Origin of the sequence: Marinobacter gelidimuriae (assembly GCF_000372805.1) — a bacterium.
Lineage (GTDB): Bacteria > Pseudomonadota > Gammaproteobacteria > Pseudomonadales > Oleiphilaceae > Marinobacter > Marinobacter gelidimuriae.
The window spans coordinates 68,856-95,847 of sequence record NZ_KB889828.1; the positions used below are offsets into that span (position 1 = coordinate 68,856).

Annotated in this window: 25 protein-coding genes and 4 pseudogenes; 13 read left to right on the forward strand and 16 right to left on the reverse strand. The window is 56.9% G+C overall.

Annotated features, from left to right (window positions below):
* Positions 1-7: 7 nt before the first annotated feature.
* A complete protein-coding gene (locus tag A3OI_RS0101505) occupies positions 8-259 on the reverse strand; it encodes an accessory factor UbiK family protein (RefSeq protein WP_018402590.1) in 252 nt (83 codons plus the stop codon).
* 409 nt (positions 260-668) lie between these two features.
* Between A3OI_RS0101505 and glnK the strand changes: the two genes are divergently transcribed.
* The 3 genes and pseudogenes from glnK to A3OI_RS23575 form a co-directional block, all read left to right on the forward strand.
* Complete coding sequence (gene glnK / locus A3OI_RS0101510; RefSeq protein ID WP_007350272.1) at positions 669-1,007, forward strand: P-II family nitrogen regulator; 339 nt, start codon at positions 669-671, stop codon at positions 1,005-1,007.
* A gap of 72 nt (positions 1,008-1,079) precedes the next feature.
* Positions 1,080-2,348, forward strand: a complete 1,269-nt coding sequence (locus A3OI_RS0101515) for an ammonium transporter (RefSeq protein WP_018402591.1) — start codon at positions 1,080-1,082, stop codon at positions 2,346-2,348.
* A gap of 165 nt (positions 2,349-2,513) precedes the next feature.
* Positions 2,514-2,660, forward strand: a pseudogene (locus A3OI_RS23575) (anti-sigma factor); the annotation flags it as partial.
* Positions 2,661-2,706: 46 nt separating this feature from the next.
* Here A3OI_RS23575 and A3OI_RS0101520 read toward each other — a convergent pair.
* Entirely contained in the window at positions 2,707-3,285 is a 579-nt protein-coding gene (locus A3OI_RS0101520; protein WP_081622859.1) for an SDR family NAD(P)-dependent oxidoreductase, read from the reverse strand.
* Between the two features lie 200 nt (positions 3,286-3,485).
* On the opposite strand from A3OI_RS0101520, the gene tcdA reads away from it, so the two are divergent.
* From tcdA to A3OI_RS19040, 3 genes and pseudogenes are all read left to right on the forward strand, one after another.
* Positions 3,486-4,277 carry a tRNA cyclic N6-threonylcarbamoyladenosine(37) synthase TcdA gene (gene tcdA / locus A3OI_RS0101525; protein WP_051078052.1) on the forward strand — a complete coding sequence of 264 codons (792 nt, stop codon included), beginning with the start codon at positions 3,486-3,488 and terminating at the stop codon, positions 4,275-4,277.
* An 18-nt stretch (positions 4,278-4,295) separates the two neighbouring features.
* A pseudogene (locus A3OI_RS24535) lies at positions 4,296-4,526 on the forward strand (sodium:proton antiporter); the annotation flags it as partial.
* A gap of 52 nt (positions 4,527-4,578) precedes the next feature.
* Positions 4,579-5,112, forward strand: coding sequence for a hypothetical protein (locus tag A3OI_RS19040; RefSeq protein ID WP_407635505.1), 534 nt, complete (start codon positions 4,579-4,581; stop codon positions 5,110-5,112).
* Positions 5,113-5,116: 4 nt separating this feature from the next.
* Here A3OI_RS19040 and A3OI_RS0101535 read toward each other — a convergent pair whose 3' ends face one another.
* Both A3OI_RS0101535 and A3OI_RS0101540 read right to left on the reverse strand, forming a co-directional pair.
* The gene (locus tag A3OI_RS0101535) at positions 5,117-6,097 is read right to left on the reverse strand and encodes an NADP-dependent oxidoreductase (protein ID WP_018402595.1); all 981 of its coding nucleotides are present in this window, start codon (positions 6,095-6,097) and stop codon (positions 5,117-5,119) included.
* Positions 6,098-6,224: 127 nt separating this feature from the next.
* Positions 6,225-7,034 carry an alpha/beta fold hydrolase gene (locus tag A3OI_RS0101540; RefSeq protein ID WP_018402596.1) on the reverse strand — a complete coding sequence of 270 codons (810 nt, stop codon included), beginning with the start codon at positions 7,032-7,034 and terminating at the stop codon, positions 6,225-6,227.
* A 190-nt stretch (positions 7,035-7,224) separates the two neighbouring features.
* Between A3OI_RS0101540 and cls the strand changes: the two genes are divergently transcribed.
* The gene (cls, locus tag A3OI_RS0101545; RefSeq protein ID WP_018402597.1) at positions 7,225-8,655 is read left to right on the forward strand and encodes a cardiolipin synthase; all 1,431 of its coding nucleotides are present in this window, start codon (positions 7,225-7,227) and stop codon (positions 8,653-8,655) included.
* Positions 8,656-8,675: 20 nt separating this feature from the next.
* Here cls and A3OI_RS0101550 read toward each other — a convergent pair whose 3' ends face one another.
* The 10 genes and pseudogenes from A3OI_RS0101550 to argH all read right to left on the reverse strand — a co-directional run bounded on the left by A3OI_RS0101550 (position 8,676) and on the right by argH (position 18,084).
* A complete protein-coding gene (locus tag A3OI_RS0101550) occupies positions 8,676-9,275 on the reverse strand; it encodes a hypothetical protein (RefSeq protein ID WP_018402598.1) in 600 nt (199 codons plus the stop codon).
* A gap of 23 nt (positions 9,276-9,298) precedes the next feature.
* On the reverse strand, positions 9,299-12,172 hold the full coding sequence (locus A3OI_RS0101555) for a transporter substrate-binding domain-containing protein (RefSeq protein ID WP_018402599.1): 2,874 nt from the start codon (positions 12,170-12,172) through the stop codon (positions 9,299-9,301).
* Between the two features lie 56 nt (positions 12,173-12,228).
* Positions 12,229-12,869: pseudogene (locus A3OI_RS24185) on the reverse strand (diguanylate cyclase).
* 39 nt (positions 12,870-12,908) lie between these two features.
* The gene (locus A3OI_RS24370) at positions 12,909-13,322 is read right to left on the reverse strand and encodes a tyrosine-type recombinase/integrase (RefSeq protein WP_407635506.1); all 414 of its coding nucleotides are present in this window, start codon (positions 13,320-13,322) and stop codon (positions 12,909-12,911) included.
* A pseudogene (locus tag A3OI_RS24375) lies at positions 13,323-13,445 on the reverse strand (tyrosine recombinase XerC); the annotation flags it as partial.
* 3 nt (positions 13,446-13,448) lie between these two features.
* Positions 13,449-14,192 (reverse strand): DUF484 family protein, encoded by a 744-nt coding sequence (locus tag A3OI_RS0101575; protein ID WP_018402601.1) that lies wholly within the window; start codon positions 14,190-14,192, stop codon positions 13,449-13,451.
* A gap of 15 nt (positions 14,193-14,207) precedes the next feature.
* Positions 14,208-15,218, reverse strand: a complete 1,011-nt coding sequence (gene dapF / locus A3OI_RS0101580; protein WP_018402602.1) for a diaminopimelate epimerase — start codon at positions 15,216-15,218, stop codon at positions 14,208-14,210.
* The gene (lysA, locus tag A3OI_RS0101585) at positions 15,215-16,465 is read right to left on the reverse strand and encodes a diaminopimelate decarboxylase (RefSeq protein ID WP_018402603.1); all 1,251 of its coding nucleotides are present in this window, start codon (positions 16,463-16,465) and stop codon (positions 15,215-15,217) included. Before lysA ends, dapF begins: the two co-directional genes overlap by 4 nt.
* Before the next feature lie 13 nt (positions 16,466-16,478).
* Complete coding sequence (gene lptM, locus A3OI_RS24540; protein WP_018402604.1) at positions 16,479-16,664, reverse strand: LPS translocon maturation chaperone LptM; 186 nt, start codon at positions 16,662-16,664, stop codon at positions 16,479-16,481.
* Positions 16,665-16,668: 4 nt separating this feature from the next.
* Positions 16,669-18,084 (reverse strand): argininosuccinate lyase, encoded by a 1,416-nt coding sequence (gene argH, locus A3OI_RS0101595; RefSeq protein WP_018402605.1) that lies wholly within the window; start codon positions 18,082-18,084, stop codon positions 16,669-16,671.
* Between the two features lie 118 nt (positions 18,085-18,202).
* Here argH and A3OI_RS0101600 point away from each other — a divergent pair, with 118 nt between their 5' ends.
* The 6 genes from A3OI_RS0101600 to A3OI_RS0101625 all read left to right on the forward strand — a co-directional run bounded on the left by A3OI_RS0101600 (position 18,203) and on the right by A3OI_RS0101625 (position 24,318).
* Entirely contained in the window at positions 18,203-19,273 is a 1,071-nt protein-coding gene (locus A3OI_RS0101600) for a sensor histidine kinase (protein WP_018402606.1), read from the forward strand.
* 22 nt (positions 19,274-19,295) lie between these two features.
* The gene (locus A3OI_RS0101605) at positions 19,296-20,045 is read left to right on the forward strand and encodes a LytR/AlgR family response regulator transcription factor (RefSeq protein WP_018402607.1); all 750 of its coding nucleotides are present in this window, start codon (positions 19,296-19,298) and stop codon (positions 20,043-20,045) included.
* A 129-nt stretch (positions 20,046-20,174) separates the two neighbouring features.
* Positions 20,175-21,116 (forward strand): hydroxymethylbilane synthase, encoded by a 942-nt coding sequence (hemC, locus tag A3OI_RS0101610; RefSeq protein ID WP_018402608.1) that lies wholly within the window; start codon positions 20,175-20,177, stop codon positions 21,114-21,116.
* Positions 21,097-21,903: a uroporphyrinogen-III synthase gene (locus A3OI_RS0101615; protein ID WP_018402609.1), complete on the forward strand. Its 807-nt coding sequence runs from the start codon at positions 21,097-21,099 to the stop codon at positions 21,901-21,903. Before hemC ends, A3OI_RS0101615 begins: the two co-directional genes overlap by 20 nt.
* Before the next feature lie 13 nt (positions 21,904-21,916).
* Positions 21,917-23,080 (forward strand): uroporphyrinogen-III C-methyltransferase, encoded by a 1,164-nt coding sequence (locus A3OI_RS0101620; RefSeq protein WP_018402610.1) that lies wholly within the window; start codon positions 21,917-21,919, stop codon positions 23,078-23,080.
* Positions 23,077-24,318: a heme biosynthesis HemY N-terminal domain-containing protein gene (locus A3OI_RS0101625; protein WP_018402611.1), complete on the forward strand. Its 1,242-nt coding sequence runs from the start codon at positions 23,077-23,079 to the stop codon at positions 24,316-24,318. The genes A3OI_RS0101620 and A3OI_RS0101625 overlap by 4 nt, the downstream gene beginning before the upstream one ends.
* Positions 24,319-24,386: 68 nt before the next feature.
* On the opposite strand, the gene A3OI_RS0101630 is transcribed toward A3OI_RS0101625, so the two are convergent.
* Positions 24,387-25,388, reverse strand: coding sequence for a 2Fe-2S iron-sulfur cluster-binding protein (locus A3OI_RS0101630; RefSeq protein ID WP_026223939.1), 1,002 nt, complete (start codon positions 25,386-25,388; stop codon positions 24,387-24,389).
* A 1-nt stretch (position 25,389) separates the two neighbouring features.
* Positions 25,390-26,901, reverse strand: coding sequence for a 4-hydroxy-3-polyprenylbenzoate decarboxylase (ubiD, locus tag A3OI_RS0101635; RefSeq protein WP_018402613.1), 1,512 nt, complete (start codon positions 26,899-26,901; stop codon positions 25,390-25,392).
* Positions 26,902-26,992 lie beyond the last annotated feature (91 nt).

Here is a 26,992-nt window from a genome sequence, read left to right on the forward strand (position 1 = left end):
TTTTCCGTCAGCCTTTGGTTGACTGCTCCAGTTCGGTTACGCGGGCTTCCAGGGCTTCCACCATGGCGCGGGTTTTCAACAATACCGCTTGCTGGGCATCAAACTCTTCGCGAGTAACCAACTCAAGACGCGACAGTACCGAGGCTACACTGGCCCGCGCCTGTGCTTCAAAGTCGTCTTTGGCAGCACGAGCCATATCCGGTACGAATTGACCAAACTGACCCTGCAGCTGGGAAAAAATGTCCTGTGGACCTTTCATGAACACCCCTTATCTGTGTAAACACGCCGAAACAAGCTTTGCGGCAGCGGCTTCAAAGGCCCTATCCACCGCGGAATTGCTGCTCAGCAGTGTATCACACCGCCCGCCCTGCCATACTGTGACGGCGAAGCGAATCCACAGAGTAATAAGGATGCAAAGAGTGTAGTGGAACGCGCTATTATGATTCCATGGCGCTCAAAACGCGCCGTTATGGTGCAGAGAAAACCAGCCTGGAACCATTGATTTAATTTTATCCATTTGTTTTTAAACTATTTTTTTGCGTTGGCACATCCGATGCTAAAGCCCCGTACACAATCCGCACAATTGCCGTGCGGGGTGGCCGCATCCCGGTCCCAATCAGCAGCCTTATGGCGCTGCCGGTTGGCACAGTTTTACCAAGGAGAAATCAATGAAACTGATTACAGCAATCATCAAACCATTCAAATTGGACGACGTGCGTGAAGCCTTGTCCGAGATCGGTGTTCAGGGTGTCACCGTTACCGAAGTTAAAGGCTTCGGCCGCCAGAAGGGCCACACCGAGCTGTATCGTGGCGCCGAATACGTGGTGGATTTCTTGCCCAAAGTAAAAGTAGAGGTCGCCATTGGCGATGATCTGATGGATCAGGTCATCGAGTCCATAACCAAGGCCGCCAACACCGGAAAAATTGGTGATGGCAAAATCTTTGTGACCGAGTTACAGCAGGCCATCCGGATTCGCACCGGCGAAACGGGCGAGGAAGCGGTCTGAACCCGTTCTGATGCTTTAGCTACCAACGCAAAAACTTTTTCATTTAATAGAGCCTTGTGCGGAGGGTCTTTTATGGACAGCAATGTCTTTCAGTTACAGTACGCGATTGATACCTTTTATTTTCTGATGTGCGGTGCCTTGGTCATGTGGATGGCCGCCGGATTTGCCATGCTCGAATCCGGCCTGGTACGCGCCAAGAACACCACCGAAATCCTTACCAAAAACATCGCCTTGTACGCCGTCGCCTGCACCATGTATATGGTGTGCGGCTACGCCATCATGTACGACGGCGCCATCTTGCTTTCGGGCATTGGCCAAACCGATACAGCTTCGGTTTTGACCGATTTCGCCGGCCGCGAAGATGGCTTCGAAGGCGGGGCCATTTACTCCACAGCCGCAGACTTTTTCTTCCAGGTGGTGTTTGTGGCCACGGCCATGTCCATCGTCTCCGGCGCAGTCGCCGAGCGGATGAAACTCTGGGCATTCCTGGCCTTTGCGGTGGTTATGACCGGCGTGATCTATCCGCTGGAAGGCGCTTGGACCTGGGGCGGGGCAGACGTGTTTGGCCTTTATAATCTTGGTGATCTGGGCTTCAGTGACTTTGCCGGCTCTGGTATTGTGCATATGGCCGGTGCCGCGGCGGCTCTGGCGGGTGTTCTTTTACTGGGCGCTCGTAAAGGCAAATACGGCCCGAAGGGCGAAATACGCGCCATCCCCGGCGCCAACCTGCCCTTAGCGGCTTTGGGCACCCTCATATTGTGGATGGGCTGGTTCGGCTTTAACGGCGGCTCGGTACTCAAACTGGGCGATATTGCCAGTGCCAATTCGGTCGCCGTGGTGTTTTTGAACACCAACGCAGCTGCGGCGGGTGGTGCCATTGCCGCACTGATTACCGCTCGCATACTGTTTGGCAAAGCCGACCTGACCATGCTGTTGAACGGTGCTATCGCTGGCCTGGTGGTTATTACAGCCGAGCCCTCCACACCGGCGGCCTTGCAGGCAACTCTCTGGGGCGCGCTCGGCGGTATCGCAGTCGTGTTCAGCATTATCGGTCTGGACAAACTGCGCATTGATGATCCGGTCGGCGCCATTTCAGCCCACGGCGCTTGCGGCCTGCTAGGCCTGCTGCTGGTGCCGGTGACCAACGATGGCGCAAGCTTCAGTGGCCAGTTGATTGGCGCAGCCACCATATTTGGCTGGGTGTTTCTGGCCAGCCTGGTTACCTGGGGCATCATCAAGGCCGTCATGGGCATACGCGTCAGCGAAGAGGAAGAGTACGAGGGCGTGGATATTGCCGAATGTGGCATGGAAGCCTACCCGGAGTTTGTCAGCAGCAAGTAATGCTGCAGTCGGCATCAATCCCCGCCAAAACGCCTTTTTGCAAGCAGGGTGTTTGCCCCCGCCCCGTTAGAACCCCATTCCAAAGAGTTTCCGTTAAGACCCGAGCCAGGTTGGTGATCTGCCAGTGACAAACAGACGTAAATATTTCAACTGACAAACCTGAGGCAGTGGGATTTTGCAGTGTTAGACCATAGCGACAATCACCGCCCGGTGGCTGTTGGTCACGAAGACTGCATCACTTTATCGGTGCTTAGCGCACCGCTGAAACTAACGGGTACCTTTACCCGGCTGCTCAACCCTTTCATGAGTTGAGCAGATTCTCGAATTAGCCAGACGAGATGTTAGCAGCACACTGCTTTTACCAAGGCAGTGTGCTGCCGTCCCACGATAAAAAGCTGCCATTTGCAGATTCGTCAATCTGGTCAATCACCGCTAACAGGTTAGCCGCGGTTTCATCCGCATCGTGCACTTCCAGGTTAGCCAGCGATTGTGAAAAAGGCTCACTCAACGCTGAGCGGGTTGTGCCCGGATGTAAGGCAATACAAGTCACCGGCGACATGCGCCTGGGTAATTCCACAGACAGCGTTTTTACCAGCATATTCAGTGCTGCTTTGGAGCTACGATAGGCATACCAACCCCCCAAACGGTTGTCGCCGATGCCCCCTACCTTGGCGGAAATCGCCTGCACCAGCAACCCGAAACCACTGGCGTTTACCGCCATGGCCCGCGCCAGGGAACTGGCCTGCAAATCTTCCAGGCGCTTCTCTGGCTTCATATTCGCTCCGTGTAACATGCCCGCAGCGTAGATGATCATATCCAGCCCTTCTGCTTTTGGCACGATAGCGGCCAGTTCCGCGGCAACCTGACCCAGGGCCCCGAGTTTTTCGGCCAGTGCTGCGCCAATGGCGCCAGACACACCCGCAATCAAAATCCGCATAGTGTTCACCAAGGTCAGTTTAAAAGAGTTATGCACGGCTGTTCGTTGCCATGCAGAGCTAAGCCGTGCTTTACGCAATAAACGTTACGCCTGCCAAAGCTCAAAGAGTCAACATTCCGCGCCATTACTTCATTATTTCAGCTTTTTTGTATCTGCCAGCGCTGGGTTACAATAGCAGGCACAAGCCCATTGGAGAGATTATGAACGCCGACGATTACGCCTTCCGCTTTGGCGGCATTGAGCGCCTGTATGGACGCAGTGCGCTTGAGGCCTTTCGCCAGGCCCACATTGCCATTGTAGGCCTTGGCGGTGTGGGTTCCTGGGCGGCGGAAGCTTTGGCGCGCAGCGGTATTGGCACGCTAACGCTGATTGATATGGACGATATCTGTGTATCCAACACCAACCGCCAGCTGCACGCGCTCAATGGCCAGTACGGTAAAACCAAAACCGATGCCATGGCCGAGCGTTTGCGGGCCATCAATCCTACCGCAGATATTCGCACCCAGTTTGCGTTTATTACTATCGATAACATCCCGCAACGGATAACCGCCGACATCACCGGTGTAATCGATGCGATAGACAGTGTGAAGCCAAAAGCCGCTTTATTAGCTTACTGCCAGCGCAACAAGTTGCCGATTGTGTGTGCAGGGGGCGCCGGAGGGCAAATGGACCCAACCCAGATTCGCGTGGCCGATTTAAGCAAAACGACCCAGGACCCATTGCTGGCCAAAGTGCGTAACTTGCTGCGCCGACAGTACGGTTTTTCCCGCAATCCGCAGCGGCGTTTCGGCATAGAAGCCGTATATTCGCTGGAACAGCTGACGTATCCCGCCGCCGACGGTACAACCTGCCTGCAAAAACCGGTTAACGCAGGCCCGGTTCGGCTGGATTGCGCCACCGGCTTTGGCGCCGCCAGCCCGGTGACTGCCAGCTTCGGGTTTTTTGCGGCCTCGCGGCTGCTTAACAAAATTGCACAACGCGCCCAACCCTAATTCACGGAACCGATTTCTATGCCCGTAAGCACTGTTTTGCTGCTCGCTTCTATCGGTGTGCTATCACTGTTTTGCCAATGGCTGGCCTGGCACGTACGTATGCCGGCCATACTGTTTTTGCTGGCCGGCGGTATTGCGTCGGGCCCGGTGCTGGGCTACTTGAATCCCGAAGATGTGTTTGGCGACCTGCTATTTCCGATGGTGTCACTGGCTGTGGCCATTATCTTGTTTGAAGGTAGCCTGACGCTGCGACGAATCCGGCCTGCTGACGGTAACCATCATGGGTTTGTGGATGGCCAACATGAAGCAGGTGCCGGTCGACAGTATTCTGGAGTTCAAGGAATCCCTAAGCGTACTGCTGATTTCCGCGCTGTTTATCATTCTGGCGGCGCGCATTGAGTTTTCAGCTATTGCTGATTTGGGCTGGGGCCTTGTGTGGGTCCTGGCCATACTGATGCTGGTGGCGCGAATGGAGAATCTGCAAGTGTATTTTGGCAATCCGGTGTCTGAGCACGCGTCTAACCAGCTGGATTTGACCGGAGTCGGCAACCTGCTGGTCATTTCACCCTACAAGCACATGAATTCCCTGGCCACCTATCAAACGGCCGAAAAAATCCAACAGACACGCGGCCTTTTCAACGGCGTCAGCTACGCCAAACTGGCCAGCCTGGTAAGCCAGGGCTACTCGGTAAAAACCATGGACAAACTCAAGCCCGATGAAGATTCCACGCTGATCAGCCTGGTTCCGGCTCGCGCACCGAAAGAGCGCAAGGAACGCAAAGACCGTGATAACGCCGAAGGTAACGGCGCCAACGGCGCCAACGGCGCAAAATAACCAATCAGTCGCGGCAGTCCAGTACCAGCTTGCCGCAAACGTGGCCGCCTTCAAGCAACTCGTGGGCGGCCGCAACCTCTGCCAGTGAAAACACCTTTTCGATATGAACGGTGACATCGCCGTCTTCAATCAGCTCGGCGATTTCCTCAAGATGAAACACATCCGGGCGCACCGTCATGCCGTGTGCTCTCAGGCCCATAGCTTCGGCGGCACAGATAATCACATCTGCGGTCACAGTGGGCACCGTTACCAGCACACCTTTTTCACCCAGACAGTTTAAAGAGCGCCGGCCAGCATCGCTGCCCACCAGGTCCAACACCACATCCAGGCCAAAGCATTCCTGAGCCACGTCAGTGGTGGTGTAATCGATGATTTCGTGCACACCCAGGCGGTCAAGAAAGTCGTGGTGGCCCTTTGAGGCGGTCGCAATGACGTGGGCGCCCTGGGTCAGGGCAAATTGCACGGCCAGGTGCCCGACACCGCCGGCGCCGGCGTGAATCAGAATTTTTTGACCGGCCTGCAGGTCAGCCACCTCGAATAACGCCTGCCAGGCAGTCAGCGCCGCCAACGGCAACGCCCCGGCAGTCACCAAATCCAGGTTTTCCGGCACAATGGCCAGTTCATCGGCCTGAGCCAGCGCATAGCTGGCATAGCTGCCGCCCGTCAGGGCGAAACCTACCAGCCCCATCACCCGGTCCCCTGGTGCCAAGGTGGTCACATTATCGCCTACGCTGACAACTTCACCGGCCAGATCATAGCCCGGCGTCCACGGCAGCAGCTCTTGTTCGCTCAGCTGCTTGGCCACAAAACCCAAGCCTTTGCGGGTTTTCCAGTCAATCGGGTTAAGCCCGGCGCCGTGGACCTTGATCAGCACCTGGCCCGCCTGGGGCCCAGGCACTGGAGCATCAACAAGCTGCAAAACATCACGGTCACCAAACTCTTCGTAAACTACTTTTCGCATGCTGGTGTTAAAGGTGTCTTCCATGGGATGCTCCGGCAAAGGGGTCAGTCATCGTTCGGCAGAAATAATAGTGAACTCTGCACATTTCGAGTGTATCAGATAAGGCAGCGTGTCCCTTGATTCAAGACATCACGCTTAGCCTTATATTGACTTAATCGTCGGTGGCAAGAAAGTCCACACACAAGGTAGCAAAGGTGTCCGGTTTTTCGGCGTGCAGCCAATGGCCTGTGCCCTCAATCACCTTTACGCTGGCGTTGGGAAACAGCTGCAAGATGATGTCTTTGTGCTTGCTTTGTAAATACGCCGAATCTGCGCCTTTAATAAACAGCACCGGCCCTTCGAACGGGCCTTCACCTTGCGGAGCATCGGTGAGCTCTGAATAACAACGCTCGATTGTCGCCAGGTTCAGCAACCAGCGAAAGACCGGCCCGCCTTCAGTCGCTTGATCCTTCGGAATCCGTTCCAGATTTTTCAGCAGAAATTGGCGAACGCCGGCGTCGGCCACAAAGTTTGCCATCTGCCGGTCCGCCTCGGTGCGCGAGTTTACCGAGCTCAAGTCCATGGCTTTAAGCCCTTCAAGAATGGCATCGTGGCGCGGCTTGTAAGCGACCGGCGAAATATCGGCAACAATCACCCGGTCAACTCGATCCGGCGCCAGTAATGCCAGCTGCATCGCCACTTTGCCACCCATGGAATGGCCCAGCACGCAGGCGCGTTCAAGGCCCTGCTTATCCATGTAGGCCAGTACGTCCGCCGCCATGGCTGGGTAGTCCATGGTGTCGGTGTGGGGCGACTGGCCGTGATTGCGCTGATCCAGGGCGTGAATCTGCCAACGGTCTTCCAAACGTCGGATTATCCCGCCCAAGTTGTCCAGCGAACCGAACAACCCGTGCAAGACAATTAATGGCAAACGCCCGGATTCAGCCGGTCCGGCTTGGCGGGCATTGAGTTCAACAGTCATCAGAGAGTTCCTTACGGCGCTTTTGGACGCTAGATTAGCACTGGAACAGCCGCAGCGACAAAGATCCTGCGCTCCTCACATCGGCCGCAGCGCCACATGCAGTGCCACAAATGTGCCCGATGACAGGCGCCATGCTATCTTGACCCATTACAACACCGCGCCCGCAGTGCCCTCCAATACAGGAATCCAGATGCCCGAATTCTCACTGATTGCCGTTATTGTTGCTCTGGTGTATGTGGCATCTCTGGTGTGCATCTACCGGATTCTGATGACTTATCGCACGGCACAGGGAGCTTTGGCATGGGTTTTCGCCTTGCTGGCGCTGCCGTGGATTACTCTACCATTGTTCTTGCTTATTGGGCGTTCGCGCTTTGGTGGGTACGTTAAAGCGCGACGCATGGGCGACGAGGCGCTGACCAATCTGCTGAACCGGTTTGAACAGCAAGAAACCTCGTTACGCTCACCCGCGCACGAACACTTCAGCGACGAACTTCAGGTACTCAGCAAGCTGGCGCGCCAGCCGTTTACCCAAGGCAATCACAGCACGTTACTGCGCGACGGCGAAGCCACTTTCGACGCCCTGTTTGACTGTATGGAAAACGCCCAGCACTACATCCTGCTGGAGTTCTACATTGTGCGCTCTGACCGTGTTGGGCAGCGCATAAAGTCCATCCTGGAACGCAAGCTGGCGGAAGGGGTGGAAGTGTGGTTTTTGCACGACAATATCGGCAGCTTTGGCTTGCCTCGCAAATACATCAGGGAACTGACGCAGGCGGGTGCCCACACCGCCGCCTTTGGCGATGGCAACGTACGCCGCTGGCGCTTTCAGATGAATTTTCGCAACCACCGCAAAATTCTGGTGTGTGATGGCAAAGTTGGCTTTGTTGGCGGTATCAATCTGGGGGACGAGTATCTGGGCAAAGCGATGGACCAGGAACCCTGGCGCGACACTCATTGCCGCATCAAAGGCCCCGCGGTAACCGGGTTACAACTGGCCTGGTTGGAAGACTGGAACTGGGCCAGCGACACCTTTCCAGAGCTGAACTGGGCGCCCCATCACAACACCCCGGGTGACGAGCAAATTCTGATTCTGCCCACCGGACCCGCCGACCGCTGGGAGAGTTGCACGCTGTTCTTCCTCAACTGCATCAACAATGCCCGTGAGCGGGTGTGGATTGCCTCACCCTATTTTGTGCCGGACCTTCAGATAATGAACGCTCTGCAGCTGGCAGCGCTGAGAGGGATAGACGTCAGAATTTTAATTCCGGAAAAATCCGACAGCCGCATCATTGGCCTGGCAGCCTATTCCTATCTGGTACAGGCCTGCCAGGCCGGCATTCAGATTTATCGCTATCAGCGCGGCTTCATGCACCAGAAGGTGATTCTGGTGGACGGCCGTTATACCGCGGTCGGCACGGCAAACCTGGACAACCGCTCAATGCGCCTGAATTTTGAAATTACCGCAATCAACACATCAGGCAAGTTTGTAGAGGAAGTGGACGCGATGCTGACCAAGGACTTCAAACAGTCCCACTTGATGGACGAGCGCGATTATCGCGACCGTTCCCTGGCGTTTCGAATTACCTGCCGCGCCATACGCCTGGCCGCACCGCTGCTGTAAACGGTTGACCGATGGCAATTTCAGCGCGGGCCTTCGTCATCAGACGGCAGCGGCTCTACGGCCAGGTGCGACGTATCTGGCACGATGGGCGGCGGCAACTCTTCCTTGCTGCCAATATCGCTGCCAGCCGGCGCCAGGCTCCAGGCATCAAGATGATCAAAACTCAGGACCTCTACCGGCACGGATTCAGCTAGGGTTACGCCCGGTGGGTCCAGAGTCAACGCGGACCCCGCCAGCACCGCATCGGTGCGCTCGCCAGCGATGGGCAGGCCACCGCCGCTCGCCTGATTTACCGCGAAGGGGCTACTGGCTTTGCGCTGCGGTGGCTGAGAAGCAGCGGCTGACTGAGGTGCAGGGTTTGAACGCGCTGGTTGCGCCTGCGCGCCGGCTTGCACGGGTGCCATAGCCTGAACGTAAGACCGCATGCCGTGCTTTTGCAGTAAGGCGCGGTATTTTTCGGCCTCGGCCTGGTCGAGCTGGTTGCGAATAACCACCGGTTTGCCGCTGAACATGCGGTCAAGCTGGGTATCATTGGCCTTGAATAATTGCCGCGCATTACTGCGAGCTGTAGCAGGGTCAGTGTCTGCAACACACTCGCCTTTGAATATGAGCTGGAACATATGCCGCTACCTCTGCTATCGAATCAGAATGACTGGTTACCCTGCCCTTTACCCTGGCCCAGCAGACGCGGGAACGACTCTAATGAACTATTCACCGCGTCAAGGTTGAACGCCAACACGTCTGCCAGCAGCTTTTCGCTATAGCTGGATACCGAGTGCGAACGGTAGCGCTGGCCCCATGCCACCAGACGTTCGGCAAAATCGCGCATTTTCTCCGGATCACCGCTTTTGCGCACGCTTTCCCACTCGTCACCGAAATCTTCCGCCAACTGCTGCCGCAACCAACCCCGTTCCTGCATACTCAAAGTCTGCGCCAGCAGGCGCTCACCTTCTTCCGGTTTGCCTTCTTCCTCGACTTCTTCGCCGGTTGAGGCCACATCCGGAAGAATCAGCTTGAACACTGAACCTTCATCAAGGGTGCTTTTCAGGGTCAATTCTCCGCCCATCATCAGCGCCAGTTTACGGCTGATGGCCAGCCCAAGGCCAGTGCCGCCGTAGCGCCGCGAGTTCTGGCCCTCCTGCTGCTCGAAGGCATCAAAAATTCGCTCTTGCTGGTCAGTCGCAATGCCGATTCCGGTGTCAGTAACAGTGATTTCCAGCCGGTAACGCGGGTGCTCGGGTTCTCCGGGTTTGGTGCCCGGCGGATAGCTCTGCTTTGGCAAGGGGCTGGCCTTGGCGCGTACCGTTACCCCACCCTCGTGGGTAAATTTTATAGCGTTACCCGCCAGGTTGAAAAGCACCTGGCGCAGGCGTGTTTCGTCCAGCATCAGCGCTGCCGGCATCTTTTTACCCACGCTGACCTCCAGGGTAACGCCTTGATCGCGGGCACGCAGGTCGAAAATGTGCAACACATCGCCGAGCATTCTGCGCATAGACACCGGCGCATAATCCAGCCGCATTTTGCCCGCTTCAATTCGTGACAAGTCCAGAATGTCGTTAATCAGCATCAGCAATGCGCGGCTACCGGCGCGAATGGCGTCCAGATAATTGCGCTGCTGTGGGTCTGTTACCGTATTGCTCAACAAATCGCTGTAACCGATCACCGCGTTCATCGGGGTGCGAATCTCGTGGGACATGTTGGCCAGGAATTCACTTTTTGTCAGACTAGCGGCTTCCGCTTCCCGCGCCAAACGCTCGGCTTCAAGCTTAGCCGCCCGCAGTTCATCTTCACTGCGCCGCAGTGCGTTTTCCGAGCGGATTCGCTCGTCCACTTCCCGCGACAGTTTGCGATTCCAGTACAAGAATATCAGCACCACCACCACCGCCAGCAGAGTCACCCGGCGCACCACGGTGTAATCGGTCGCCTGTTCAATATCCAGGTGAATCCAACGGTTATAAATGGTTTCGGTTTCCAGGCTTTCCATGCTGCTCAACGCTTTGTTGAGGATGCGTTGCAAATCCGGATTGTCTTTGCGCACCGCCAATCGCAATTCGTACTCATAGGGCGTCACGCTGGTAATGCGCAGGTTGGTTAGTCCTAGGCGGGTCACGGTGTAACTGACCGCCGGAATGTGCGTTACCATCACGTCCAGATCGCCGTTCGACAGCGCCAGCAAGCCCTCTTCCACGCTGGTCATCGGATAGATATTCAGATTCGGATGATTGATCAACAGGTAATCGTGAGCGGCATGGCGATTCACCACCCCCACTTTTTCCTGGCGTAGTTCACGCAAATCGCCAATGAAACGGCCGTCGTCGCGGATCGCCAGAGCAATAGGTACGGTCAGATAGGGCCGGGTAAACAGAAAGTCCTGTTCTGTGCGGGGAGTGCGTGAAATGCCCGGTAAAATATCCACTTCGCCGGTTTTGAGCTGTTCTTCAGCCTGCAACCGGTCAATCGGCGCGGTGTTCTGAAAGCGCACGCCCAGCTTGGCTTCCAGCCGCGACATTAAATCCGGTACCAGGCCAGCGGGCTTTCCATCCTGCTGAAACTCGAATGGCGGCCAGTCTGTGCGGTACGCCACAACCAAATTGGCGCTGCCCTTGAGCCAGGCCAAATCCCGCGCTGACAGGTCGTTGCCGGGCTTTTCCTGGGGCGGCACTTCCGTGGTCAGCCAGGCTTCCAGTACTTGGCGGTGCTCGTTGCGGTCGATGCGGTTTATGGCGTCGTTGAGCAGTCGCAACAGGGGTGATTCAGCTTCGCTCGCGGGTAGCCGCAGCACAACATCAATGGTTTTCTGGTCTGGCAGGACAGCCAGGCTAATGCCATTCACCCGCGCCGATTGCAGATAATCCGATACCACCGGCACCGGCCCCAGAAACCCAACCGCCTGCCCTGACAGCACCACGTTCACCGCCTCGGCAACGTCGGCCACCATAACTGGCTCAAAGTTCTCCACGGGGTCAAGCAGCGGGTATTGATTCACATCGTTGCTAATCACCGCCACCCGGCTGTTTTCCAAGTCTGCCAGGCTGCGAATAATGCCATCACCGGCGCGGGCGAACAAGCCGTAAGTTAACGACATCAAAGGCTGGGTATGCACAAAATCGGTGGCTGGCGGTGCATCGCTGAAACGGGTTACCAGTGCGGCATCCACGTCACTACCCGGCGGCCGTGGTTCTACCGGCACACCCAATTTTATCGACAGCTTGGCCAGGTAATCGATATAGATGCCAGCCAGGGAACCGCTCCCGGTATTAAACACCAGCGGTACCTGCTCCGCCTTAACCAACACGGTAACCCGCTCGTGTTCGGCCAACCAAAGCCGGTCGGCGCTTTCCGGCGCCAGACCCAAAGGCGGCTTAGCGGCAAGCTCAGGTTCGTTAAACGGGCTGGCGCTGGCAGGCGGGGCTCCGACTACAACCGGAGCACCCAGCATGTTCGCCGGTTCGGCGCGCAGCGGAGTATGAAGCCCGCTTAACAGCCAACACAAAATTAGAACATGCGCAGCCTTCACTGAGGTTCCTCAAAGGTTTGGTTGAGCTGAACGCGATAACAGCGGACTTGGCCCGTTTAGTCCGTGCTGACCTTAACCTGGTTGCGGCCGGCATTCTTGGCCATATAAAGCGTGCGGTCGGCGCGTTCGAACAGGGTGTCTTCGTCATCGCCACTTCTGATGCTCGCAATCCCTGCCGAAAAGGTAATGGTAACCGGCTGATTGCTAAAGTGGAACGGCAACTTTGCGACATTAGCGCGTAAGCTGTCTATTACTTGTTTGGCCTGGATACCTGTGGTTTCCGGTAGCAACACCACAAATTCCTCACCGCCAATACGGGCGATAAAATCTGTCGAACGCAGTCTTTTTTCAACTCCCGCGCCAGCAGTTGCAGCACCCTATCGCCCGCTTTATGGCCGTAAGAATCGTTAATGCGCTTGAAGAGGTCGATATCGACAATGGCAATTGTCATTTCACCTTTATAACGCTGCCACCGCTCTTTAAGAACCTGTTCGCGCATCAGCTCAGACTCGGTTTCCATGGTGACGATTTTCTGCTGCATGGTTTCCAACTGAGTCGCCAGCGCTTCAGACTGCCCCTTCATCCGCCCCAACATTCGCTCAAGCAACATGCGGTGCTGTTGCCACTGTTGCTCACGGTGTTCGGCCGCATCCAACTCCCGTAGATATTGGTCTTTCCAAGACAGCTCTGCGCTCATGGGGCCTCCTGCGCGTTACACGTCCGTGTGCTGATCAGCTTATTCATGATTGATTCGTCGCCGTTTTGCTCTTGGATGACTTTGATCATACACACTGGCAAGGTGTTGAAAGTCTAAGTGAGTATAGACCTGAGTGGTCGCAATGTCCGCATGGCCCAGCAACTCCTGAACCGCCCGCAGATCGCCACTGGATTCCAATAAGTGGCTGGCAAATGAGTGCCGCAGCATGTGTGGGTGCAGTTTCTGATCGGCGCCTTTTACCAAGCCCCAACGCGCCAGTCGCACCTGAATACTTCGGTGGCTAAGGCGGTCGCCGCGGCGGATGTCGTGACTGCTGAGGTTTTGCCAGCTGATTTCCGAGTGTTCTTGAGAGTGTTCTTGAGAGCCGTCTTGAGATTGATCAAGAGAGTGCGTCTGATAGCACTCTTGAAGCCAACGCTGCAGGCGCAGCAGATCTCGCTGATAATGCTCGCAGGTGAGCGGTGACAGGCGTTTTTCAGAGGCCAGGTGGCGAATGAAGCCGTCAACACCCTGAAACAGGCCAGTGTGTCGCGGTTTGTCACCGGCCCAGAGCATCGGTCAACGAGACTCGGCAATGTCGGTTAGCGGCAATGCTACCAAGTGGCGCTGTACCATGGGCGGTAGTAACCGGCTTAAAGTGTCGCTGATATAACTTAAAAACAGCGAACCCATGCTCTGGTCAAAATAACCCGGTACACAGCTGCCAATGGCAAACACACCGACAAGTTCGTGGTTGCGCAGCGGCACCAGAGCCACCGAGGCAACCGGCTCGTCGCGATCAGGGAACAAAAAAGCGCGCTCGCTTTCGCGGAACTGGCCGCACACTGCGCGGCCGCCATCCAGCAAATTACCCAGCCGTTTGTGCGCTACCGCCGGCGACACCACATGCAGGGCGCCTTGGGCCGCCTGCGGTAGGGGGCCATCGGTAAATAGAATCACACTGGCCGCGTCCAGACCAAAGTCACCGCGAATACTGTCATCAATCACCGCCGCCATGTCGTTCAGATTTTTGGCTTCGATAATCTGCATCAGTAAGCGCTTGCTTTTCTGGAACAGCTGGTCGTTCTGCCGCGCGATGCCCACCAACTCAACCAGCTCATGACGCAGAGTGTCTCTCTGCTCGCGAAAAAGATGAACCTGGCGCTCAACCAGCGAAATGGCCCGCCCGCTATCGTGGGGTAAAGTCAGGTCGCGCAGCAGGTCGCTCTGTCCAACAAAAAAATCAGGGTTGTCATGCAGGTATTGCGCCACTTGCTCTGCATTTGGAACGCCGGCCTCTTGGCGGGCCGCTGAATCTGTCATCGTGTGCTCCTGGTGTCAGGATCGTTGCCTGCCGGTTCTGGCGGGTTTACGGCGGCGAATGCCGGGCTCTGCGGGCAGTCGCAGCTGGCCCTCAAAAACGCTAGCAACGGGGCCATCCATCATAACAGCGGCTCCCTGCCCCTGCCATTCGATAATCAGCCGGCCTCCGGTCAGTTCTACTTCTACCCGCGGATCGAGCAAACCCCGCAAACATCCTGCAACAACCGCAGCGCAAGCGCCAGTGCCGCAAGCCAGAGTTTCACCACAACCACGTTCAAACACCCGCAAGCGAATATGGCTGCGACCCACAATCTGCATAAACCCAATATTGGCTTTGGCAGGAAAGCGCCAATGCTTCTCTAACAGCGGTCCCAGCGTTGCCACCGGAGCGTTGTCGACGTCGTCAGTCAGCAGAACGCCGTGGGGGTTGCCCATAGACACCGCCGACAACTCTATGTTCTGGCCATTTACGTCTACGTTGTAAACCGGTGCAAATTCGTCAGCGCTGAACGGTACCGTGGCGGGTTCAAGCCTTGGCACGCCCATATCTACTTTCACCAACCCGTCTTTCCCCACCCGCAGCTCAATAATGCCGCCCGCTGTTTGCACCCGCATCACTTTTTTGTTGGTCAGGCGCTGATCGCGCACAAAACGGGCAAAACAACGAGCTCCATTACCACATTGCTCCACTTCCGAGCCGTCGGCATTGAAAATCCGATAGCGGAAATCCACATCGGGCAGCCCTGGCGGCTCCACCACCAGCAGCTGATCAAAACCGATGCCAAAATGGCGATCGGCCAGCTCGCGAATCATTTCCGGGCGCAGGCGAAACATCTGGCTGATGGCGTCAACCACCATAAAATCATTACCCAGGCCGTGCATTTTTGTAAAACGCAGAATGCCGCCCGCATTGCCGCCGAGAGTGCCACCAGAAGCGGCGCTCGGACTACCAACAAAGGCGCCGCCAGCGCCGCGCCGGGAGGCAGTGCCGTCAACGTTGGCCAAGAGCTCCCCGTCGCCACTCATAACGGCAGGCTACTCTCGGGAGCCAATTGTTCTTCCAGGGTTTCGCGACGGCGAACCACATGCACCTGATCGCCATCGACCATCAATTCAGGCGGGCGATTACGGGTGTTGTAGTTGGAACTCATCACAAAGCCATAAGCCCCGGCCGAACGTACCGCCAGCAGGTCGCCGGCGCTCAAGCTAAGCTGGCGATCTTTACCCAGAAAATCACCGGTTTCGCACACCGGGCCCACCAGATCCCAGGCTTTTTCGTCGCCCTTGCTATGGGGAGCCACCGGCACAATGGCCTGCCAGGCGCCATAGAGCGCGGGGCGAATCAGGTCGTTCATGGCAGCGTCAATAATCGCGAAGTTACGGTGCTCTGTACACTTCAGGAATTCGACACGGGTCAGCAGCACGCCGGCGTTGGCCGCGATTGAGCGCCCGGGTTCCAGAATCAGTTCCAATTTGCGGTCGCCCAGACGCTCAAGAATCGCTTCCACGTATTCGGCGGGCTGCGGCGGTGTTTCATCGTTATAGGTAACGCCCAGGCCACCGCCCAAATCCAGGTGTTTTATCTCGACCCCCTGCTTTGCCAGGTTGTCCACCAGTGCCAGAACCCGATCCAGAGCGTCCAGAAATGGCGCCACCGTGGTCAGCTGTGAGCCAATGTGGCAATCCACACCGCGCACGTCGAGGTGAGGCAAGCTGGCGGCGCGGGCATATATCGCCGGCGCGACGTCAATATCGATACCGAATTTGTTTTCTTTCAGACCGGTAGAGATATAAGGATGAGTGCCAGCGTCTACGTCGGGGTTTACCCGCAGAGATACCGGCGCTTTCACGCCCAGCTCACCGGCAATGGCGTTCAAGCGGTCCAGCTCGATATCAGACTCTACGTTAAAACAACGCACACCCACTTCCAGCGCGCGCCGCATTTCCCAGGGCTGTTTGCCAACGCCGGAAAAAACCACTTTGGCCGGGTTACCACCGGCTCGGATCACCCGTTCCAGCTCACCGGCGGATACGATATCAAAACCCGCACCCAGGCGGGCCAGCACGTCCAACACCGCCAGATTGCTATTGGCTTTTACCGCATAACACACCAGGTGCGGGTGATTCTGCAGAGCGTTGTCGTAAGCGCGGTAATGGCGTTCAAGGGTCGCTCGGGAGTATACATAAGCCGGCGTGCCGTGCTGCTCTGCAATGCGCGCCAGCGGCACGTCTTCGGCCCAGAGCTCATCGTTCTTGTAAATGAAATAATCCATAAAAATTCCTGAATTAACGGGCCTGACCCGACGTTTCTGATATGGGCACGGGCGTCGGCTCCGCGCTTTTTGCTAAGGGTTCCTTGCTAGGCGCTTCGCGGTAGAGATCGCCTTTCTGGCCGCAGCCTGAAAGCCCGACCACCAACAAAAGGCTTAACAGCGCTGCGACTTTAACAACCGCGGGGAATTTCAGACCCATTACCTCAACCCTGCTTAAGTGCGTTACGGGCGCGCTTAACGGCTGCCCGAACTTGCGCCGGCGCGGTGCCGCCCAGATGGTCACGTGCCTGCACCGAGCCTTCAAGAGTCAGCACGTCAAATACGTCTTCGCTGATAGTACCCGAAAAAGACTGTAGCTCCGCCAGTGTCATATCTGACAAATCGCGCTTCTGCTCTACGCCAAAGGCCACGGACTTGCCCACCACTTCGTGGGCGTCGCGGAACGGCATGCCTTTTTTGACCAGATAATCGGCCAGATCCGTCGCGGTGGAAAAGCCGCGCTTGGCTGCTACCCGCATATTGTCGGCCTTGGCCGTGATAGCCGGCACCATGTCGGCGTAGGCTCTCAGGCAACCTTTCACAGTGTCTACGGTGTCAAACAGCGGCTCTTTGTCTTCCTGGTTGTCTTTGTTATAGGCCAGCGGCTGGCCTTTCATTAACGTGAGCAGACTGATTAAATGGCCATTCACCCGACCGGTCTTGCCCCGGACCAGTTCTGGCACGTCCGGATTCTTCTTCTGCGGCATAATAGACGAGCCGGTGCAGAAACGGTCTGGCAAATCAATGAAATCGAACTGCGCAGAAGTCCACAGCACCAGCTCTTCACTAAAGCGCGAAAGGTGAGTCATCAGCAGCGCGGCAAAGCTGCAGAATTCAATGGCGAAATCACGGTCGCTGACCGAATCCAGCGAGTTTTCCGAGGCACGGTCAAAACCCAGCAGTTTGGCGGTCATCGCCCGGTCAATGGGATAAGTGGTGCCGGCCAGCGCCGCAGCGCCCAGGGGCATGATGTTCACCCGCTTACGGCAATCCTGCAGGCGTTCGCCGTCGCGCACCAACATTTCGTACCAGGCCAACAAATGATGGCCAAAAGTCACCGGCTGCGCGGTTTGCAGGTGGGTAAAGCCCGCCATGATGGTGTCGGCTTCGCGTTCAGCCAAGTTCAGCAGCCCGGCCTGTAGGCGTTTGATCTCCTCGGCAATCACGTCAATCTCGTCACGCAAATAAAGCCGGATGTCGGTGGCCACCTGGTCGTTACGGCTGCGGCCGGTGTGCAGTTTTTTACCGGTAATGCCGATGCGATCGGTCAGACGCGCTTCGATGTTCATGTGCACGTCTTCCAGGCTGACCGACCACTGAAACGTACCGGCTTCAATGTCGGCCTTAACCGCCTTAAGCCCTTCCAGAATGGTGTCGCGCTCTTCGTCGGTCAGAACGCCCACCGCTGCCAGCATGGTGGCATGGGCAATGGAGCCGGTGATGTCGTGATGATAAAGGCGCTGATCAAAACCGACAGAGGCGGTAAAGCGCTCGACAAAGGCGTCGGTAGGCTCGGTAAAACGTCCACCCCAAGGTTTTTCCGAGCTTGAGGCCTGCTCCGGCGATTTGTTATCCGTCATGATCTATAGTTCCTGCTGGCAGCCCGAGGTCACAGGGCCAAAATGGGTAAATAAAAAGTAGCGGGAGTATAACATTCTGACCCGGTTAAAGCAGACACTTAGTAACAGCGCGACCGCCGTGGATTCGCGATTTTTTGTGCCAGACCTGTGCCGGGTGCGGGCCTTGTTCATGTTACTCGTTACCAGCGAACTGATGGTGCTGGCACTGGCGATGGTGCAGACGCAGCACGGCTGGATTGACTGGGGGTATTTTGGCTTGCTGTCGTTGTTTGTACAGTGGACCGTGCTCACCAGTATCGCCATGATCTGCCCGCTGCGTCCGCGCCTGGCGCAGCTGTCTGTGGCCAGCGCAACGCTTGCCATTGTTGTTCTGGTGCTGGCGGATGTCTTCGCTTTCAGCCTGTTTGCCGACCGGGTGCTAAATCCGGGGCCCGGCGCGCCTCAATGGCATAACATTGCCAAAAAAATGCTGCTGGCGATGCTGATCACCTTAATGGTACTTCGCTACTTTTATCTTCAGCACCAATGGCAACAACAACAGGAAGCCGAACTGCAAGCACGTTTAAGCTCGCTGCAGAGCCGAATTCAGCCCCACTTTTTATTCAACAGTATGAATACTATCGCCAGCCTTATCGCCAGCGACCCCCAGCGGGCGGAAGACGCGGTGCTGGACCTGTCAGAGCTTTTCCGCGCCAGCCTGCGCACCAGCGAACAGCTGATTCCCCTGCAGCGCGAACTGGAACTGTGCCAACGCTATCTGGATATCGAGGCCCTACGTCTGGGGGATCGCCTTCAACTGCAGTGGCATATCGCTGACGGCTTGCAAAACCAGGCTATTCCGCCCCTAACCCTGCAACCGCTGGTTGAGAACGCCATTTACCACGGCATTCAACCCCGTGCCCAAGGCGGCATTGTGCGGGTAGAAGCGCAGGCCAGCGGCGATTTTGTATACTTGCTCGTGCAGAACCCAAAACCCGAACCCGGCCACAGCGGCCACGGCGGCAACCGCATGGCGCTGGACAATATTCAGGCCCGTATCCAGGCGTTATTCGGCGACCGTGCGGTGCTCAAACACAGCCATCAGGGCGACATTTACACCGTGACCCTACGCCTGCCCGCGCAGCAAGTAGACCGCCAGGGAGCGCAGCGACACACATCATTAACAGAAGCGAAGCGAGAAACATTATGAAAAGAAGCGCCACAAAAAGCCTATGACCAGCCAGAGAATTCTGATTGCCGACGACGAACCCCTGGCCCGCGACCGCCTGCGGAGGCTAGTCGAAGGACTTCCCGGATACAGCGTTTGCGGTGAAGCGACCGACAGCGACAGAACACTGCAAGCCGTTGCAGAACTGGAGCCGGACATTGTATTGCTGGACATTCGCATGCCCGGCGCCGACGGCATGGACGTGGCCACCCACCTGAGCCAGCTTGAGCGCCCGCCCGCGGTCATTTTCTGCACCGCCTACGATCATTATGCACTGCAGGCGTTTGAGGTAAACGCTTCTGCTTACCTGATGAAGCCGGTACGCAAAGACGCCCTGGCCAAGGCGCTGCAACGGGCTGCAAAAACCAACCGCCTGCAACAGCAGCCACCGGCCAGCACTGCCCCCGCCGGTGGCGAACTGGCCGTGCGCACGTATCGCGGTACCGAACTGATCGACTTGGCTTCCTTGATTTACTGCCAGGCTGACCAAAAATACGTCACCCTTCACCACTTACAGGGTGACGTATTGTGCGACTACACCCTTAAAGAGCTGGAGCAACATTACGGTGACCACCTTTTGAGGGTGCACCGTAATACCTTGGTTGGCACACGATTTATTCAGGCGCTGCACCGCAACGTTCGCGGCCAGGCGATTCTGGTTCTGCGTGATGGCCTTGGCGAGCTGCCGGTTAGCCGCCGCCACGCCAGCGAGCTACGCCAGTGGCTGCAGGACTATCGACCTGGTAGACACTAGCGAAAAACCTGATCTGCATTAGCGAGCGAGCTGGCCTACGTTAGCAAGCAACCTGACCGACCTTAGCGAGACTTTTTTTGGGCGACAAGGTACCCTTGATCCACATTTAACGAACCGACAGTGAGTGTCATGTCCGCAAGAAATCTTCGCATTGCAACCCGCAGCAGCGCACTGGCGTTGTGGCAGGCAGAATTTATCAAAGCCGAGCTGGAACGATTGCACAGCAACGTCACAGTGGAACTGGTCAAGATTAAAACCCTGGGTGACAAGATTCTGGACGTGCCGCTGGCCAAGGTGGGTGGCAAAGGCCTGTTCGTCAAAGAGCTGGAAGAAGCCATGCTCGACGGCCGCGCCGACCTGGCCGTACATTCCATGAAAGACGTGCCCATGGCCTTCCCCGAAGGATTGGGACTGGTAGCCATCTGCGAGCGTGACGACCCGACTGACGCCTTTGTCAGCAACCATTTCAGCAGCCTGGATGACCTGCCGCAGAACGCGGTAGTGGGCACATCCAGTCTACGCCGCGAATCTCAATTACGGGCCAACCGCCCGGACCTGCAAATTCGCGTGCTGCGGGGCAATGTAAACACCCGCCTGGCAAAGCTCGACGCCGGCGATTACGACGCCATCATATTGGCCAGCTCGGGCCTGAAGCGACTGGGTTTCGAAGCCCGCATTCGCAACTGCATGCCAGACACGCTAAGCCTGCCGGCTGTGGGCCAAGGGGCTTTAGGCATTGAATGCCGGCTTGACGATCAGGAACTGCGGACCATGCTGGAACCGTTGAACCACACCGACAGTGCGGATAGGGTCAAAGCTGAGCGCGCACTGAACACTCGGCTTAACGGTGGCTGCCAGGTGCCCATTGCAGCCTATGCGCTGCTGGAAGACAACGATATGTTGTGGTTGCGCGGCCTGGTGGGCGCGGTGGACGGCAGCCTTATTTTCCGCGCCGAAGGCCGCGTACACCGCAGCGAAGGGGAACGCCTGGGCCGCGAATTAGCCGAAGACCTGCTGGCACAGGGCGCTGACAAAGTACTGGCTGAAGTCTATGGCTACACTCCGACCTGAGTCTGCGTTACTGCCCCTTGCCGGGCGGCGCATTCTTATCTGCCGCCCGCAGCCAGAGGCTGATCGCCTGGCGATGGCCTTTCAGGCAGCCGGGGCACAGGCCGAGTGCTTACCGCTGATTGACCGCGCGCCGCTGGCACTGAGCGCAGAACACCAGGCCCACATTCAAAACCTGGACCTGTTCCAGCATATTGTGGCGGTAAGCCCTTACGCTGCGCGCCAACTGCTGGAGCAGGTTGATGCCTGGTGGCCGCAACTGCCCGTAGGCATTCACTGGTACGGCGTGGGCGCCGGCACCGTTGCTGAACTGTCACGCTACGGAATTACTGCTCGCAGGCCCGCACAAGGCTGGACCAGCGAAGCCTTGCTGGCATTGCCGCCGCTACAAAACCTGGCAAACCAGCGAGTTCTGCTGGCCCGCGGCGGCGACGGTCGCGACTTATTGCGGAACACCCTGCGCCAGCGGGGCGCTCAAATAACTGTGCTACCCTTATACCAACGCTTTTGTCCACAGTATTCCGCGGCACAATTGGCGCATGCTCTAGATGGCTTTAACCCGGACGCTGTGATTACCTTATCGGGTGAAACCCTGAAAAATCTCGTCGCGCTGTGTGCGAAGAACGACCATAATCTGTATCGGAAACTATTGATTGTGCCCGTGGAGCGGGTGGCCGAGCAGGCTCAGACAGCCGGCTTCATTAACCCACATGTTCCAGCAGGCCTGACAGACAACAACATAGTGGCCAGTGTGACAGCACGACTCACTGGCCAGACGGTGGCCCTGTAAAAGCGAAGTAAGGATGCCCGTGACCAACACACAGAAACAACTCCCCGCCCCCATAGTCCAACAACAGCAGCCGGAGCCAGCGCGTACCTGGCCGCTGTGGCTGATCAGCATAATTGCGTTGGTTCTGGTGCTGTTACTGGTGCTTTGGAACTGGCAGCAGTGGAATAACAATCAGACCAGCCAGCAAGTCCTTAAAGACCTGCAACAGGAAACCGCCCAGCTTGATTCACGCTACGGTGAACGCGGCAGTCAGCAGGCTCAGCGCCTGCAGTCGCTGACCGACGCGGTGGCCGCACAGCGAGAACTGATTGCCACCCAGCAGCGGCAGATAGACCACAACGCCACCACCCTGCTGGAAGCCGGCAATCGAACCCGCACCGACTGGTTGTTGGCCGAAGCCGAGTATCTGTTGCGGGTAGCCAACCAACGCCTGCTGATCGAGAAAGACATAAAAGGTGCGGCTTCTGCGCTGCAGGCTGCAGATGACGTATTGGCCGAGTCGGATGATATCGGCGTGTATCCGGTGCGCCAACAATTAGCTCGGGAAATGCTGGCACTAAAGAGCATTGTCGCGGTGGATAGAACAGGCCTGTACCTACAACTGGAAGCCGTTATAGATAGTATTCATCAGCTTACCAACCAGGCGTTGATTCATGAAAACGCGCCTGGCTTCATGCTTTCAGCCGATGCCTCCGACGTCGACGCGGGCGAGCCCAACATGGCGGTTCGCGCCTGGCAGTCATTTACCCGCACGCTCAAACAGGTTGTTGTTGTAAGGCGGCTGGATGAACAGGTAAAACCCTTGTTGTCGCCGGATCAATCCGCCTACGCCCGTCTGAATCTGCAGCTGATGCTGGAAGAAGCCGAACTGGCGGTACTGCGCGGCAACCAGGCATTGTATCAGAAATCCCTGGAAAAAGCCCGTACCACGGTGCAGGAGTGGTATAACGCCGATAACGCCCGTGTTGGCGCTCTGGCAGACACTTTGGGCGAGCTCGCCAGCCGCAATGTAGACCCTGAACTACCAGACATCAGCCGCTCTTTGGGACTGCTAAAACAGCGTGTTGCCGGCCGCGGCGCGAACAATAATGGCGATCAGGATGCCTCCGCAAACAGCAATGACCAGAATGGCGATGCGCCAGTCAATGGGGCCACCGGTAACGGAGGCAACTCATGATAGGTTTGCTGGTCATTATTGTACTGGCACTGCTGCTGGGAACCGGGCTGGCGTTCGGCCTGCAGTATGACTTGGGCTACATTCGAGTCAGCTTTGGCAATTATCTGGTCGAAACCAATTTTTGGGTAGGCCTGGCACTGCTGGTGGCATTGGTCGTACTGACAGTCATGCTGATTGGCCTGGTGCGGCGCTTACGCAACGGCACCAGCATGATGTCGGGCTGGATAGCCCGCGGCAAAGAGAGCCGTGCGCGCCGCCGCACCACTCAAGGGCTTTTAGCGCTAGCCGAAGGCAACTGGCCGCGAGCAAAAAAGATGTTGACCTCATCGGCAAGCAACGCTGATACGCCGCTGATCAACTATCTGGCAGCGGCACAGGCCTCGTTTGAGTGCGGTGACCACGAAGCGGTAGACGAACTGCTGCGCAAAGCGTTTGAGAGCACGCCGGGGTCTGATATGGCCGTCGGCATTACCCAGGCCCAGCTGCAGCTGGCGGGCAATCGGGTGGAACAGGCCTTGGCCACGTTGCTGCGCCTGCGCAAGCAGTCGCCTCATCATCCATTTGTACTCAAGCTGCTGAAAACCGCTTATTTGCGTTTGGAAGACTGGCGTGAGCTTTCCAAATTGCTACCGGAATTGCGCAAGTACAACATTCTTGTTCCAGCCGAACTGGACGATCTTGAGCGCCAGACCTGGCACAACCTGTTGGAAAAAGCCGCCAGCAAGTGCCGTAAGGAACAAGCCAGCAATCCCGCCGCCAGCCTGGATTCACTCACCGGTCTGTGGGATCAGTTACCCAGATCTATGCGCCGTGACGAACGCACAATATTCAATTACACCAGCCTTCTGGCTGGCCTGGGGGATGAGGCGCAGGCCGAAATACTGCTGCGCAAAGTGCTGCGTAATCACTGGAGCGACGAGCTGATTAATCTTTACGGCCGAGTAGAAAGCCAGGCGCCTGACGAGCAACTACTACTGGCCGAACAGTGGCTGAAAGACCGCCCCAATAACGCCGAACTGCTGCTGGCGTTGGGTCGGTTAAGCTTGCGCAATGAGCTGTGGGGGAAGGCACGAGAATACTTTGAAACCAGCCTGAAACTGCAGCACAAGCGTGAAACCCTGGCCGAGCTGAGCCGCTTGAACGCTCACATGGGGCACGACACCGCCAGCATAAATCTGCTGATGCAGAGCCTGGAAAAGGATAACGGCCTGCCCCGCCTGCCTATGCCAAAAGCCTGACGGCTGGGGCTGGGGTTGGGGTTGGGGTTGGGGTTGGGGTTGGGGTTGGGGCTGAGTGTGCGCCGCGGCTATGACCGCGGCGCATATTCCAACACATCTGAAAAGAACACGTCCGCTGGCATTCCGGCGTCTTTCAAGGCGTCCATCAGGGTGTACACCATGGTGGGCGAGCCACTGGCGTGTACCTCAACATTGCTAAAATCAATGTCGGCGCCCAACACAGCATGCGCCAGCTGGCCATGGTGCCCGGACCATTCGTTGTCTTCGTTATCCCCAACCACCGGCACAAAGTGGAATGGCGGCCAGTCTTTGGCCCATTGCTCGGCCAGGCTTTGCAAATACAAGTCCTGTCGCTGGCGCACGCCCCAGAACAACACCACCGGCTGGTTGTAATCGGTGCTGCGCAAGTACTCTATCAGGCTTTTCATTTGCGCAAATCCGGTGCCTGCTGCGATTAATAGCAGCGGCTTTTTGGGTATCGCCGCCAAACAGGCTTTACCATGGGGCAATTCCACCATCACTTCGGCGCCCACTTGCAGCGCGTTTACAATAATCTGCCCCGACGCCCACCCCGGCGAAGCCTGAATGTTCAATTCTATATTGGCCTGCTGCGGACTGCTGGCAATGGAAAAATAGGCAGGGCCTGCGTTATCCAGGTGAATCGCCAAATACTGGCCAGCATGGAACGACAGCTCGCGGCGCCGCGGTAATTGCAGCTCAATCCGAAAAATATCGTGATTGAGTGGGCGGACGTCCAGCACTTTAGCAAGGACTTTCCGCGGCGGATTACTTCCAGCAGCGATCACAGACGTTATCTCCAGTTCCACATCAGCCAGGGCCCGAGTACGACACAGCATCAGGCGGCGGGCAACAGCTAGTGTATTTTGATTTCTCGTGTTTACAGCCATGCCGGCAAGCATGCGGGCTTCACAGATCTCGCACACACCGTTGCGGCACGCCATGGGCACTGCGATACCTGCAGCCGCTGCGGCGCTAAGCAGATCGTCACCGGCATTGGCCCGGTATTCCAGTCCACAGGGCTGTAACCGGACCCGGTAACTGTCCGCCATATCAGTCGGGGCGGCCAGGCACAGATTCAACCCCGGAATTCGCCGGCAGGGTAATTCCCAGGCTATCCCACAGTTCATCCACCCGCTGTTTTACCTCGGGAGTCATGGTAATGGGCTCACCCCACTCGCGGTCGGTTTCACCAGGCCACTTATTCGTCGCGTCCATGCCCATTTTCGAGCCCAGGCCCGATACCGGTGAGGCAAAGTCCAGATAGTCGATGGGGGTGTTTTCCACCATCATGGTGTCACGTGCCGGGTCCATACGGGTAGTCATAGCCCAGATAACGTCTTCCCAGTTGCGGGCATTGATGTCGTCGTCAGTCACAATAACAAACTTTGTGTACATAAACTGGCGCAGGAATGACCACACACCCATCATCACCCGTTTAGCGTGTCCCGGGTATTGCTTTTTCATAGTTACGATCGCCAGGCGGTATGAACAGCCCTCTGGCGGCAGGTAGAAATCAACAATCTCGGGAAACTGCTTTTGCAGAATGGGGATGAACACTTCGTTCAGCGCCACGCCCAGAATCGCCGGTTCATCGGGCGGGCGACCGGTGTAGGTACTGTGGTAAATGGGGTCTTTACGATGGGTGATACGCTCTACAGTAAACACCGGAAACTGACCCACCTCGTTGTAATAACCAGTATGGTCACCAAACGGGCCTTCCGGCGCCATATCGTCGGGGTAAATAAACCCTTCCAGCACAATCTCGGCGCTTGCGGGCACCTGCAGATCGCTCAACCCGGCCTTCACCAACTCGGTACGGCTGCCACGAAGCAAACCTGCAAAGGCGTATTCTGACAGCGAGTCAGGCACCGGCGTCACCGCTCCCAGAATCGTTGCGGGGTCCGCACCAAGAGCGACAGCCACCGGATACGGCTGGCCGGGATTGGCTTTCTGCCAATCGCGAAAATCCAGCGCACCACCACGGTGGCTAAGCCAGCGCATAATCAGGCGATTGCGTCCAATCACCTGCTGCCGGTAAATACCCAGATTCTGGCGTTCTTTATGGGGGCCACGAGTAATGACCAGCGGCCAGGTAACCAGCGGGCCAGCATCCCCCGGCCAGCAGTGCTGCACGGGCATCTGGTAAAGGTCGACTTTGTCTTTCTCGATCACCACGTCCTGGCAGGGTGCAGAGCGCAAAACTTTAGGGCTCATGCGCATAACCTGTCGGAACAGCGGCAGTTTTTCGATGGCGTCTCTGAAACCCTTGGGGGGATCAGGCTCTTTCAAAAACGCCAGTAGTTTGCCGATATCGCGCAGCGCGGTAACGTTCTCCTGCCCCATACCCAAAGCAACCCGCCTAGTGGTGCCAAACAGGTTGGCCAGCACCGGCATGTCATACCCTTTAGGATTTTCAAACAGCAAGGCCGGTCCGCCAGCACGCAGTGTACGGTCGCAGATTTCGGTCATTTCCAGGTGGGGGTCTACTTCGACTGAAATGCGTTTGAGTTCGCCCAGCTTTTCCAGCTGGTTGATAAAATCCCGCAGGTCGTTGTATTTCATGCGTTGCTCCGGTTAGTTCCGGCCATTTACGTGGGTTTCGAGCGATTGGTTCAGATTTGGAGCCTGGTTCAGTCGAGCCTGAAGCATCAAC

Bases quoted from the DNA above. Each gene is read 5' to 3' on its own strand.
- A3OI_RS0101505 (WP_018402590.1), bottom strand. From the start codon at position 259: ATGAAAGGTCCACAGGACATTTTTTCCCAGCTGCAGGGTCAGTTTGGT.
- glnK (WP_007350272.1), top strand. From the start codon at position 669: ATGAAACTGATTACAGCAATCATCAAACCATTCAAATTGGACGACGTG.
- A3OI_RS0101515 (WP_018402591.1), top strand. From the start codon at position 1,080: ATGGACAGCAATGTCTTTCAGTTACAGTACGCGATTGATACCTTTTAT.
- A3OI_RS0101520 (WP_081622859.1), bottom strand. From the start codon at position 3,285: ATGCGGATTTTGATTGCGGGTGTGTCTGGCGCCATTGGCGCAGCACTG.
- tcdA (WP_051078052.1), top strand. From the start codon at position 3,486: ATGAACGCCGACGATTACGCCTTCCGCTTTGGCGGCATTGAGCGCCTG.
- A3OI_RS19040 (WP_407635505.1), top strand. From the start codon at position 4,579: ATGAAGCAGGTGCCGGTCGACAGTATTCTGGAGTTCAAGGAATCCCTA.
- A3OI_RS0101535 (WP_018402595.1), bottom strand. From the start codon at position 6,097: ATGGAAGACACCTTTAACACCAGCATGCGAAAAGTAGTTTACGAAGAG.
- A3OI_RS0101540 (WP_018402596.1), bottom strand. From the start codon at position 7,034: ATGACTGTTGAACTCAATGCCCGCCAAGCCGGACCGGCTGAATCCGGG.
- cls (WP_018402597.1), top strand. From the start codon at position 7,225: ATGCCCGAATTCTCACTGATTGCCGTTATTGTTGCTCTGGTGTATGTG.
- A3OI_RS0101550 (WP_018402598.1), bottom strand. From the start codon at position 9,275: ATGTTCCAGCTCATATTCAAAGGCGAGTGTGTTGCAGACACTGACCCT.
- A3OI_RS0101575 (WP_018402601.1), bottom strand. From the start codon at position 14,192: ATGACAGATTCAGCGGCCCGCCAAGAGGCCGGCGTTCCAAATGCAGAG.
- dapF (WP_018402602.1), bottom strand. From the start codon at position 15,218: ATGAGTGGCGACGGGGAGCTCTTGGCCAACGTTGACGGCACTGCCTCC.
- lysA (WP_018402603.1), bottom strand. From the start codon at position 16,465: ATGGATTATTTCATTTACAAGAACGATGAGCTCTGGGCCGAAGACGTG.
- lptM (WP_018402604.1), bottom strand. From the start codon at position 16,664: ATGGGTCTGAAATTCCCCGCGGTTGTTAAAGTCGCAGCGCTGTTAAGC.
- argH (WP_018402605.1), bottom strand. From the start codon at position 18,084: ATGACGGATAACAAATCGCCGGAGCAGGCCTCAAGCTCGGAAAAACCT.
- A3OI_RS0101605 (WP_018402607.1), top strand. From the start codon at position 19,296: ATGACCAGCCAGAGAATTCTGATTGCCGACGACGAACCCCTGGCCCGC.
- hemC (WP_018402608.1), top strand. From the start codon at position 20,175: ATGTCCGCAAGAAATCTTCGCATTGCAACCCGCAGCAGCGCACTGGCG.
- A3OI_RS0101615 (WP_018402609.1), top strand. From the start codon at position 21,097: ATGGCTACACTCCGACCTGAGTCTGCGTTACTGCCCCTTGCCGGGCGG.
- A3OI_RS0101620 (WP_018402610.1), top strand. From the start codon at position 21,917: ATGCCCGTGACCAACACACAGAAACAACTCCCCGCCCCCATAGTCCAA.
- A3OI_RS0101625 (WP_018402611.1), top strand. From the start codon at position 23,077: ATGATAGGTTTGCTGGTCATTATTGTACTGGCACTGCTGCTGGGAACC.
- A3OI_RS0101630 (WP_026223939.1), bottom strand. From the start codon at position 25,388: ATGGCGGACAGTTACCGGGTCCGGTTACAGCCCTGTGGACTGGAATAC.
- ubiD (WP_018402613.1), bottom strand. From the start codon at position 26,901: ATGAAATACAACGACCTGCGGGATTTTATCAACCAGCTGGAAAAGCTG.